Consider the following 11,589-nt stretch of genomic DNA (forward strand, 5'->3'; position numbering starts at 1 on the left):
GCCGTGAGCCAAGACCAGCCACCGGGCGCGCAGCCCGACAGCGACCGAACCATTCTGGTGCCCACGCCGGGCAGGAGGCGTGCGGCCGCGAGTCCGGCGCCTGGCGGGCCGGCGGCGGGTCAGCCAGCCGTGGCGGCCACGCCCCGGGGCCAGAGCGCCGCGCTGCCGTGCACAAGCGGCGTCAATCCGCTGGTTGCCGCGGCCAACCCGCTGCTCGACCTGGTGGTGCCGCTGCGCGTGATGGCGAGCCATGCGGACGTGGAGGGACTGCGCCAGCAACTGGTGGGCGCGATCAAAAAGTTTGAAGCCGACGCTAGAGCCGCGATGATCGACTTTGAAGCGGTGGCGGCCGCGCGCTATGCATTGTGTACGCTGCTGGACGAAACCATTTCGAGCACGCCGTGGGGCGCGGGCGGGGTATGGGCGAGCCGCAGCCTGCTGGTCGCCTTTCATAACGAGGCGTTTGGCGGCGAAAAATTCTTTGTGATCCTGCAGCGGCTGTGCCAGGACCCGCGCGCCAACCTGCATGTGCTGGAGCTGTTCTATGTGTGCCTTGCGCTCGGCCTGGAGGGGCGCTACCGGGTGCTCGACGGGGGACGGGGCCAGCTCGATGTCCTGCGTGAACGCCTGCAGCAGCTCATCGCAAAGGAGCGCGGGGCATTTGAGGCCGAACTGTCGCCGCACTGGAAAGGCGCAGGCCGCACAGGCAGCTCGCTGCGCAAATTTGTCCCGCTCTGGATCATTGCCGGCGTGGCGGCGCTGGTGCTGCTGGCGCTGCATCTGGCCTTCTCCTTCTCCCTGAACCGTAAGTCCGACCCGGTGTATGCGGCGCTGCAGCGCATTGCGGTGGCCGCGCCGCTGGCAACGACACGACCGAAGCCGGAGGTTCCGGCCCAGCCCCGCCTGTCAAAGTGGCTGCAGCAGGATATCGAACGCGCTCTGGTGGGCGTGACCGAAACCGCCGACCGCTCGACCGTCACCCTGCACGGTGACGGCGTATTCGCGTCCGGCCGTGCGGAAGTGATCGATGCCTTCGAGCCGCTTCTGGGACGCATCGGCGAGGCACTGCGCACCGTTCCCGGCAAGGTGCTGGTGATCGGGCATACCGACGACGTGCCGAGCGCTTCCGCGCAATTCCCGTCGAACTGGGCGCTGTCCAAGGCGCGCGCCGCCGCCGTCGTGGACCTGCTGGCGCGCCGTGCCGGCCCCGCCTCGCGTTATGCAATCGAGGGAAGGGGCGAGACCGAGCCGCTGGTGCCCAACACCAGCGCGGCCAACCGGGCCCGCAACCGTCGGGTCGTCATCATCCTGCTAACCCAATGAAAAAGCTGTTTGCCTGGCTGATCAAGCCGCCCGTGCTGTCGCTCCTCGGCGTGCTGGTGCTGTCGCTGCTGGTATGGTTCGAGGCGCCGCTGTTCGCCTTCGACGGCAAGGCGCCGTTTGCGTCAACCCGTTCGCGATGGATCCTGATCACGTTGCTGTTCCTGGGCTGGGCCGGCTGGTTCGGATGGAAGTGGCTGCGCGCGCGGCTGGCCAACCTGCGTCTGGCGCGCGGCGTGGCGGAGAACGAGGCGCCGGCCCCGCTCCCGGGCGAAGCCGAGGCGCAGGCGGAGGCCGAGCAGCTCGCGCGCCGCATGCAGGAAGCGATGGCGATTTTGCGCAAGGCCCGCCTGGGCGGCAGGAAGGGCGGCTGGCACCAGCTGCCATGGTACATGTTCGTCGGGGCGCCCGGCAGCGGCAAGACCACCGCGCTGATGCACTCGGGCCTCAAGTTCCCGCTGGCCGACGCGCTGGGCAAGACGGCGCTGGGCGGCGTGGGCGGCACGCGCAATTGCGACTGGTGGTTCACGGACGAAGCGGTGCTGCTGGACACGGCAGGCCGCTACACGACGCAGGACAGCTACGCCGAGGTCGACAAGGCCGCATGGGGCAGCTTTTTGCGGCTGCTCTCGCGCAACCGGCCACGCCGTCCGGTCAACGGCGTGATCGTCGCGTTGCCGGTGGCGGACCTGCTGCAGCAGAGCGAGGCCGAGCGCCGCACGCAGGCGCTGGCGATCCGTGCGCGCATCAAGGAACTGCATGACGAACTGGGGATCCGGTTCCCGATTTACGTGATCGTCACCAAATGCGACCTGTTAGCCGGCTTTATCGAGTTCTTCGACAATCTGGGGCGCGACGAGCGCAGCCAGGTCTGGGGCGTGACCTTCCCGCCGGCCGCGCCGCAGGCGGTGGGGGAGACCCTGCAGCGCTTCGCGCCTGAATTTGCGGCACTGGAGCAGCAGCTGCACGCCCGTCTTTTGGATCGCATGCAGGAGGAGCGCGACTTGCAGCGGCGCGCGCTGATCTACAACTTCCCGCAGCAGTTCGCCGCGCTCGCGGATCCGCTGCAAGGCTTCCTGAACGAGGTGTTCGGCGTCACGGCGTACGAGGAGCCGGCGCTGCTGCGCGGGGTCTACTTTACCAGCGGTACCCAGGAAGGCAGCCCGATCGACCGCGTGATGTCGTCGCTTGCGGCCGGCTTCGGACTGGACCGCAAGGTGCTGCCGCCGAACGCTTTTGGCGGACGCAGCTACTTCATCACCCGCCTGCTGCGCGAAGTGATCTTCCCCGAAAGCGAGCTGGCCGGGGCCAATCTCAGGCTGGAGCGCAACCGGCGTTACCTGCAGTGGACGGCGATCGGGCTGGCTGCGGTATTGCTGATTACAGTTACCGCTGGCCTGGTCGTCAGCCACGCCAACAACCAGGAATATGTCGACGACGTGGCCGCGCGCGCGGGCGATGCGGCCAGGCTTGCGCGCGCCGTGCCCGACGATCCGTCGCCGCTGGCCGTGCTGCCGCTGCTGGAGGTCCTGCGCGATATACCGGGGGGCTACCAGTATCTCGGCCACGACGTTCCCTTGAAAATGCGCTTTGGCCTGTACCAGGGGGACAAGCTGGGCGAGGGCGCGGTTGGCGCCTATCACAAGGCGCTGGCGCAGGCCTTGATGCCAAGGATAGTCGGCCGCATGGAAGACGAGTTGCGCCGCGGCGGCTCGAACAACATGGACTACCTGTACGAGCTGCTGCGGGTCTACCTGATGCTCGGACAGCGCAGCCATCTCGAGCCGGAGGCGGTACAGGCATGGATCGACCTGGACTGGCAGCGCAACCTGCCCGCGGCCAACGAGGCGCAACGCCAGGCGCTGTCGCGCCACGCGGCTGCGCTGCTGGCCGACGATACCGCGTCGGCGCCGCAGCTCGACGCAGGCCTGGTCAGCCAGACCCGCCTGGCGCTGGCGCGCATGCCGATGGGTGAGCGGGTGTATAACCGCGTTCGTCACGCGCTGGCGCAGTCCCATTTGCCGGAATTCGACGTGGCCTCCAATGCCGGGCGCGATGCGCCGCTGGTGCTTGTGCGCCAGAGCGGCCAGCCGCTCACGCGCGGCATCCCCGGCATGTACACCGTGGCAGGCTACAAGATGTTCTTCGCCCAGCTTGACCTGGCGATCGCCGATGTGGCGAAGGACAATTGGGTGCTCGACCGGCGCGAAGCGGTGACGGACCTGGATGACGCGGCGCAGATCAAGGCCGCGGTCACGCAGCTGTACTACGACGACTACATCCGGCAGTGGGATGCGCTGCTGGCCGACGTGGTGCTGGCGCCGTCGACCGGTCTTGACCAGGCCGCGCGGTCGGCCAGGCTGTTGTCCGGGCCCGAATCGCCCCTGCGCAAATTCCTGTTGGCCGCCGCGCGCGAGACGACGCTTGAGAAGGTGGCGCAGCCCAAGTCGGGAGTGGAGCTGGCGAGCGGCGCGGTCAAGGACCTGCGCGACGCGGCTCGGCGGCGGCTGGAAGCGGCACTGGGCGATGTCCCGGTGGCGCAGCAGGCAGCCAAGGCGCCGCGCAACCCGGTCGATGCCCATTTCGACGCTCTGCATAAACTGGTCGCCGTGGGGCCTGCGGCGGGCGGTGCAGCGGCTGCGAGCGGGCTGGACCAGTTGCTTGGCAAACTGAAGGACGTGGCCACCTTCTTTGAAGCGGCCAATGCCGCAAAGAGCGCGGGCGCGCCGCCCCCGCCGGCCGATGCACTGCTCCAGCTTAAACGCGATGCCCTCGAGCTGCCGGCACCGCTGGACACACTGGTCAAGGGCATCGACAGCAACGCGGCCGGCCTCACACAGGGCAGCGAGCGCGCCCGAATCGATTCACTCTGGACCGCGATGGCCGGTCCGTTCTGCCGGCGCGCCATCGCCGGCCGCTATCCCCTGGTGCGCGGCGTGGCACAGGAGGTGACTCCGGATGACTTCGGCCGCTTCTTCGGGCCGGGCGGAATGATGGACGACTTCTTCCAGAAGAACCTGCAGGTGTATGTGGATACCGGTGGCGCGCGCTGGCGCTGGCGCACGGTGAACGGCGTCTCGCTCGGGCTGCCGCAGGAGGTGCTGGACGACTTCCAGCGTGCCGCGACGGTGCGCGACCGGTATTTCGCGGCCGGCGGCCAGCAGGCATCGATGCGTTTCGACCTGAAGGTGGCCGCGAGCGATCCTGCGATTACCAAACTGGGCCTGGACATCGACGGCCAGCCGCTGGCCTGGGCGCCGGGCGGGCCAGCACGGTCCACCACTTTCCAGGTCCCGAGCGGGAAGGGCGTGAACCAAGTGCACCTTGAGCTGGCGCCGTCCGCGGACCTGAGGACTGAAGGGCCGTGGGCCTGGATGCGCATGCTCGACAAGGGTGTGCTGGAGAGCGCGCCGCAGGCGGAGCGCTTCCGGCTCACCTATGACATCGACGGGCGCAAGGTCGTATTCGACCTGGTTGCGAGCAGTGTCAATAATGCCTTCCGGCGCGAGGCGCTGGAGCAGTTCCGGTGCCGCGAACACCTGTGATGGAACGGCAGGCTCCCGGCTTTTACGGCAAGCTCGCCTCGCATGGCGACTTTATCTGGCGTCGGCTGGCCCCTGGCTTCATTGGAGTATGGGATGGCTGGCTGCAGGCGTGCATCCAGGCCAGTCGCGTCCAGCTGGGCGAGAACTGGCTCGACGTCTACCTGACTGGCCCGATCTGGCGCTTTGCCCTGGCGCCGGGCGTGTGCGATGGACAAGCCTGGGCCGGCGTGCTGATGCCCAGTGTGGACCGCGTCGGCCGCCACTTTCCGCTCATGATCGCGGCCGGCGCGGACCAAGCGGTACCCCTTGCGCAGTGGCTGGGCGCGAACTGGTTCGAGCAGGTGGAGGACTTGGCCTTGTCCACGCTCGATGTGGCCTTTAGTTTTGAACAGTTCGATGCCGCGCTACTATCGCTGCCAGGCCTTCCGCTTTCGCCGGCGCCGGGCACGAACGGGCCGCTGGGCTGGCAGATTGGCATCGAATCGGCAAACGAGGCGGCAGGCGTGGCGGACGCCGTCGCCTGTGCTGCGCTGTATGGACAGAGCGTGTGGTGGACCGATGGATCCGAGCGGGTCGAGCCTTGCGTGCGGCTGTGCCGCGGCCTGCCGGCGCCGCAGGCGTACGGCGCGATGTTGAAGGATTGATTCGCTAGGCCCGGCAGGGCGCCAGCACCACCGTGATGTTGTCGCGGCTGCCGTCCTGCTTGGCCGCCGCAACCAATTGTTCGCAGCATGCGGATAGGGACCCCGGCTGCGCCTGCTGGAGGATCGATGCGATGCGCTCGTCGCTGCAGGCGCTGTGCAAACCATCGCTGCACAGCAGGTACAGGTCGCCCGGTTCCACTGGCTGGGTCAGGAGCTCCGGCCGGATGTCCAGGTACGGGCCGAGCGCCTGCAGCAGCAGGTTGCGCGCCGGGAGATTGCCTTTCATACCCGATTCGATCGCCTGCTGGTACATGGTCTGGTCGCGCGTGATTTGCTCCAGTTGGCCGGCGCGCCAGCGATACAGGCGGGTGTCGCCGACGTGGAATACGAACACCGGGGCACCGGGCGCGGGTTGCCACATGCCGGTGAGCGTGGTGCCCATGCCGCTGCCATCGGCACGGCCGTTCGCCAGGTTCGCCTGGAAGAGGCGCTGGTTCGCGTACTCGACCGCGCCGTGCAGCGTGATCATGGCGCGCATCGTGTCGTCGGTCCAGGTGGCGTCGGGATCGCTCTGGGCCGGGTCGAACGCGCTGGCCTGGAACTTGGGAATGGTGTCGTCCGAGTCCGGGGCGTCGATATCGCCGGCGGTACGGATGTAGTGGACCAGGGCAGCGAGCGCATTGGCGCTGGCGAGCGCGCCGTCGAGGTGTCCGCCCATGCCGTCGGCGACCGCGACCAGACCAAGGGCGGGATCGAGCACCAGGTTGTCCTCGTTCGAGCTGCGCACAGTGCCGGTGTCGGTCAGGCCGAATGCCAGGCCCAGGTCGAGGCGCTTCGTGTCAGGCTGGCGGGGTGGCTTCAAGAGATCCAATGGCGGCTCCTGGTGGACGAAGGAAGGCGGCTTGGTGCAATGCTAGCACGGGCAGGGCTCATGCAGAGAGCGGATATCTGCCGCTTGGCGTAGGGTGCGCACCTGTGCGCACGCTGTACGGTTGAATGCCGTTGGCGCCGGTATGCACACGTACCGCGTGCGCACGGGTGCGCACCCTACGGGCGTGCCGGCGCCGACATCAAAAGGAATGTCGCCGCCTGCTTGCGCTAAGGCGTCGTCGTCACCGTCGGCACGGGCGCCGGATCGGCCGGCGCTTCCGTCTCGGGCCCCTGTTCGATATCGATCGTCTTGAATTCCGGCGACTCGAGAAATTTGGCGTAGACCCAGTCCGTGTCGTGCACCACGCCTTCCGGCGTCTCGCGCTGGTATTCGGGGCGCTTGGCGAGTGCCACGCGCATGTAGTCGATCCAGATCGGCAGTGCCAGGGTTGAGCCGAACTCTTTCCCGCCCAGGGACTTCGGATCGTCGTAGCCCATCCAGGCGACCGCAACTTCGGTGCCGCTGTAGCCGGCGAACCAGCCGTCCATTGCGTCGCTGGTGGTGCCGGTCTTGCCGGCGATGTCGCCGCGGCCCAGCTGCTCGGTGGCCTTGGCGGCCGTGCCGTAGCGCGTTACGTCGCGCAGCATGCTGTCGGTGATGAACGCGTTGCGCGGGTCGAGCACGCGTTGTTCTTCCTGGCGCGCGGCCGGCGGCTTGCTCTCGACGACGACGCGCCCGTTTGCGTCCTCGATCTTGGCGATCAGGTAGGGCTGGACCTTGTAGCCGCCGTTGGCGAACACCGCGTAGGCGCCGGCCATCTGCTGGGGGGTGACTGCGCCGGTGCCCAGCGCGAGGGTCAGGTTCTTCGGCTGGCGTGCCGGGTCGAAGCCGAACCTGCCAAGGTAGTCGTGCGCGTACGGCACCGAGAGCTTGCGCAGCAGCCGGACCGAGACCACGTTCTTCGATGCGGCCAGCGCGCGGCGCATGGTGATCGGGCCGTCGAACACGTTGTCGTCGTTTTGCGGCGCCCAGGTCCTGCCCGCGTCTTCGCCCGGCATCTCCAGCGGGGCGTCGAGGATCAGCGTGGCCGGCGAATAGCCCTTCTCGAGCGCGGCCGAGTAGATGAACGGTTTAAACGAGGAGCCGGGCTGGCGGAACGCCTGGGTGACGTGGTTGTATTTCTGCAGGTTGTAGTCGAAGCCGCCGACCATGGCATGGCAGGCGCCGGTTTCGGCATCGATCGACACAAAAGCCGCCGCCACCTGCGGCACCTGGGTGATGCTCCAGTCGCCTTTGCCTTCCCGGCTGATGCGGATGACCGATCCGGGCACGATGCGCACTGCGTCCTTTGCGTTGGGCGAAAGGCCGCGTTCGGCGAACTTGAGGCCCGCGCCGGTGATGTCGATGATGTCGCCGTCGACGTTTTCGACCTGCACACGCTTGGGCGAGGCCGCGAGCACGACTACCGGAATCAGGCCGTCGGAGGAGGGACGGCGGCCGATCGCGTCGACGATCGCGTCCTCGCGCTCGTTGTGATCGAGGGGCAGCTCGATCCTGGCTTCCGGTCCGCGGTAGCCGTGGCGCTGGTCATAGGCCAGCACGTTGCGGCGCAGCGAAGCGTAGGCGGCGTCCTGGTCGGCCTTGAGGATGGTGGTGGTGACGGTGATGCCGCTGGTGTATGCCGCTTCCTTGAATTGTTCGAAGGCTGCCTGGCGTGCCAGTTCGGCTACGTATTCGGCGTGCGTGTCGAACGAGATGCCGCCGCTCTTAACGCGCAATGGCTCGGCCAGCGCCTGTTCGTACTGCGCCTGGGTGATGTAGTTCAGTTCACGCAGGCGCTTTAACACCGCGTGCTGGCGCGCCTTGGCGCGTTTTGGATTTACGGCCGGATTGTGGCGCGCAGGGTTTTGTGGCAGGCCGGCCAGCATTGCCATTTCGGCGATCGAAAGCTGGTCGAGATTCTTGCCAAAATAGGTGCGGGCGGCACTGGAAAAGCCATACGAGCGCTGCCCCAGGTAGATCTGGTTCATGTACAGCTCGAGAATCTGGTCCTTGGTCAGCGCCTTTTCGATTTTGTACGCGAGCAGGACTTCATTGACCTTGCGCGCCGTGATCTTTTCGCGCGAGAGGAAGAAGTTGCGTGCCACCTGCATGGTAATGGTCGAAGCGCCGCCCGAGCCGAAGCCGTGGACCACGTTGGACTTGACCGCGCCCATCGCACGGCGCCAGTCGATGCCGCTGTGTTCATAAAAGCGCGCGTCCTCGATGGCGAGCAGCGACTTTTTCATCATGTCCGGGATTTTCCCGATCGGGACGAAGTCGCGGTGTTCCTCGCCGAATTCGCCAATCAGCACGTGGTCGGCGGTATAAATGCGCAGCGGAATTTTCGGTTTGTAGTCGGTGACCGCGTCGATCGCCGGCACGTTGGGTATCACCGCCATCAGGACATAGCCCACGACACCGGCAATGAACAGGAGGATCAGGACGAGCGCGATCAGGATGAAACCGCGGACGCGGCGTAACTGCTTGGGAAGCTTGGAGGATTTTGTCAAAACTGAACTCTCAAGGTTTGGCCTTTTCGGTATCGAGGCCATCGGCGGGGAATTATAATCCCCTTTTATTCCTCTCCGGCATGTGCGATAGTCACGCCTCAATAGGAGCGCAGCGCAGCACTTTGCGGCTTGCCTGTCAATACTTCACAAGGAACTCGAATGCCATACGACCCCAGTCCGGCCAACGTCAAGCCGTATATTCCGGCGTCGGCGCAATTACCCGAGATGACATTTCGCGCGCTGGCGATGGGTGTCATCCTGGGTATGGTATTCGGCGCTTCGTCTCTTTACCTGGTGCTCAAGGTCGGCCTGACGGTCAGCGCCTCGATCCCGGTCGCGGTTATCGCAATCACGCTGTTTGGCATTGCTAAAAAGGCAGGGGCGCGCGAGCTGACTGTTCTTGAAAACAGCATCACGCAGACCGCGGGTTCGGCGGGCGAATCGATCGCGTTCGGACTGGGCGTGACCATGCCCGCGATTATGATCCTGGGCTTCGACCTTGAAATCTCGCGCGTGATGCTGGTGGGCGTGCTGGGCGGCCTGCTCGGCATCCTGATGATGATCCCCATGCGGCGCACAATGATCGTCGACCAGCACCGCGAACTCAAATACCCGGAGGGCACGGCCTGCGCCGAGGTGCTCAAGGCCGCGGCCACCGAAAGCTCGCGCCTGGCCGCGGGCGAAGTGCGTGAAGAAGGTTCGAGCGCGGCGCAGGAAGCCCGGCGCCGTGCCTTTATCATTTTCGGCGGCTTTGGCCTGGGCCTCTTGTACAAGGTGCTCAGCATCTCGCTCAAGCTGTGGAAGGATACCGTCAACTTCGTGTTCGGCGCGCCGCTCAAGGCTGGTTCCGCTGGCGCGGAGATCTCGCCCGAGCTGCTGGGCGTGGGCTATATCATCGGCCCGCGCATCGCAATGACGATGGCGGCGGGCGGCGTGCTGTCGTACCTGCTCCTGATCCCGATGATTAAATTCTTCGGGGATCTGCTGACCGTCCCGCTGTCGCCGGGGACCATGCTGATCAAGGACATGGAACCGGACGACATCCGCAGCGCTTACGTGCTCTACATCGGTGCCGGCGCGGTTGCGGCCGGTGGCCTGATCAGCCTTGCGCGTTCGCTGCCGACGATCTGGAAGGGCCTGAAAGGCGGCCTGTCCGGCATCGGCAAGGGCAGCGTGGCGGACCAGTCGCTGCGTACCGACCGCGATATTCCGATCAAGTGGGTGATGATCGGGTGCCTCGCGATCATCGCCATCATTACGCTGGCCACGCCGCTGCACATGAACATCCTGGGCGCGATCCTGATCCTGGTGTTCGGCTTTTTGTTCTCGACCGTGTCCTCGCGCCTGACGGGCGAGGTCGGCTCGTCGTCCAACCCGATCTCGGGCATGGCGGTGGCCACCTTGTTGTTTACCTGCCTGATCTTCCTGGTGATGGGCTGGACCGGCGGCCAGTATTATGTGACGGCGCTGTCGGTCGGCGCGATCGTGTGCATCGCCGCGAGTAACGCCGGCACCACCTCCCAAGACCTGAAGACTGGTTTCTTGGTCGGCTCCACGCCGCGCCTGCAGCAGTACGCGATCCTGGCCGGCGCGTTCGCATCGGCGCTGATCCTGGGACCGATCCTGCTCAAGCTGAACGACGTGAGCACCGTCTACGTGCCTGCCGCGCAGGTGGCGCCAGGCCTTTCCGTCGACGCTTCCAAGCTGAACGCGACCGCGCAACTGCAGGGGCCGCAGGCCGAGACTGATCACAACACCTACAAGGTCTGGCACAAGACCGATACCGTGGGCGGCCCGGCCGGCAAATACCTGGTGGCGGACGATGGCAAGGCGGTGTACCTGGTCGACCCGGGCATCAATGGCCAGCACAACAAGCGTCCGGATGGCTCGGAAGTGAAAAAGTACGACGCGCCGAAGGCGGTGCTGATGTCGTACATTATCAAGGGTATCCTCGACCAGGAACTGCCGTGGACCCTCGTGCTGTTTGGCGTGATGATCGCCGTGGTGCTCGAAATGGCTGGCGTCCAGTCGCTCGCGTTTTCGGTCGGTGTGTACCTGCCGCTGGTGTCGACGCTGCCGATCGCGATCGGTGGCCTGATACGCTGGATGGTCGACCGTCGTAACAACACGCTGCCGCAGTATTCGAAGCTGAACGAGGAAGAGCTGCAGGCCGCGGGCGACCGCAGCTCGGGCACGCTGCTGGCATCGGGCTACATTGCTGGCGGCGCGCTGGCTGGCATCATCATCGCGATCACGGCCGGCGTGATGACCGACTTCGACAATAAGTTGAACAAATGGGCCGAGGCGGCGAACCCGTTCTTTGCGGGGGCGAGCTCGGACACGCTGTCGATCCTGCCGTACGCTGTGCTCATCGTGCTGCTGTATTGGGTGGGGCGCGAAAAGGCCCAGCGCTGACCACGCCTCTGCCAAAGCCCGTCGCTGCACCATTGTAGGGGGCGCGGGGCCGCCGAGGACCAGTGCGCACGCGGTTCGCGCACGTTGCGCAGAGAAGCGGCAGCCGCAAGTCAGTATGCGTTGACCGCGTGCGCACAGGTGCGCACCCTACGCCTCTGTCAAAGCCAGTGGCCACAGCACATGGTGTGCACGCGGTTCGCGCACGTTGCGCAGAGAAGCGGCAGCCGCAAGTCAGTATGCGT

At 66.1% G+C, this 11,589-nt stretch carries 6 protein-coding genes; 4 read left to right on the forward strand and 2 right to left on the reverse strand.

Annotated elements, in window-relative coordinates:
• The first annotated feature begins 3 nt into the window (after positions 1–3).
• Genes icmH through tagF form a run of 3 tightly spaced genes read left to right on the forward strand, consistent with a single transcriptional unit; the run spans position 4 to position 5,509 of the window.
• Positions 4–1,323, forward strand: coding sequence for a type IVB secretion system protein IcmH/DotU (gene icmH / locus E4O92_RS11665; protein WP_135189939.1), 1,320 nt, complete (start codon positions 4–6; stop codon positions 1,321–1,323).
• Positions 1,320–4,865 carry a type VI secretion system membrane subunit TssM gene (tssM, locus tag E4O92_RS11670; RefSeq protein ID WP_135189940.1) on the forward strand — a complete coding sequence of 1,182 codons (3,546 nt, stop codon included), beginning with the start codon at positions 1,320–1,322 and terminating at the stop codon, positions 4,863–4,865. Before icmH ends, tssM begins: the two co-directional genes overlap by 4 nt.
• Complete coding sequence (gene tagF, locus E4O92_RS11675) at positions 4,847–5,509, forward strand: type VI secretion system-associated protein TagF (protein ID WP_206076851.1); 663 nt, start codon at positions 4,847–4,849, stop codon at positions 5,507–5,509. The genes tssM and tagF overlap by 19 nt, the downstream gene beginning before the upstream one ends.
• A 4-nt stretch (positions 5,510–5,513) precedes the next feature.
• On the opposite strand, the gene E4O92_RS11680 is transcribed toward tagF, so the two are convergent.
• Entirely contained in the window at positions 5,514–6,380 is an 867-nt protein-coding gene (locus E4O92_RS11680) for a PP2C family protein-serine/threonine phosphatase (RefSeq protein ID WP_206076852.1), read from the reverse strand.
• A gap of 227 nt (positions 6,381–6,607) precedes the next feature.
• Complete coding sequence (locus E4O92_RS11685) at positions 6,608–8,974, reverse strand: penicillin-binding protein 1A (RefSeq protein WP_135189941.1); 2,367 nt, start codon at positions 8,972–8,974, stop codon at positions 6,608–6,610.
• A 117-nt stretch (positions 8,975–9,091) separates the two neighbouring features.
• Between E4O92_RS11685 and E4O92_RS11690 the strand changes: the two genes are divergently transcribed.
• Positions 9,092–11,347 carry an OPT family oligopeptide transporter gene (locus E4O92_RS11690; RefSeq protein ID WP_135189942.1) on the forward strand — a complete coding sequence of 752 codons (2,256 nt, stop codon included), beginning with the start codon at positions 9,092–9,094 and terminating at the stop codon, positions 11,345–11,347.
• The last annotated feature ends 242 nt before the right edge of the window (positions 11,348–11,589 follow it).

The sequence above is a fragment of the Massilia horti genome, from assembly GCF_004614195.1.
In the GTDB taxonomy this organism is placed as follows: Bacteria; Pseudomonadota; Gammaproteobacteria; order Burkholderiales; family Burkholderiaceae_D; genus Telluria; species Telluria horti.

Bases quoted from the DNA above. Each gene is read 5' to 3' on its own strand.
- tssM (WP_135189940.1), top strand. From the start codon at position 1,320: ATGAAAAAGCTGTTTGCCTGGCTGATCAAGCCGCCCGTGCTGTCGCTC.
- E4O92_RS11685 (WP_135189941.1), bottom strand. From the start codon at position 8,974: ATGGCCTCGATACCGAAAAGGCCAAACCTTGAGAGTTCAGTTTTGACA.
- E4O92_RS11690 (WP_135189942.1), top strand. From the start codon at position 9,092: ATGCCATACGACCCCAGTCCGGCCAACGTCAAGCCGTATATTCCGGCG.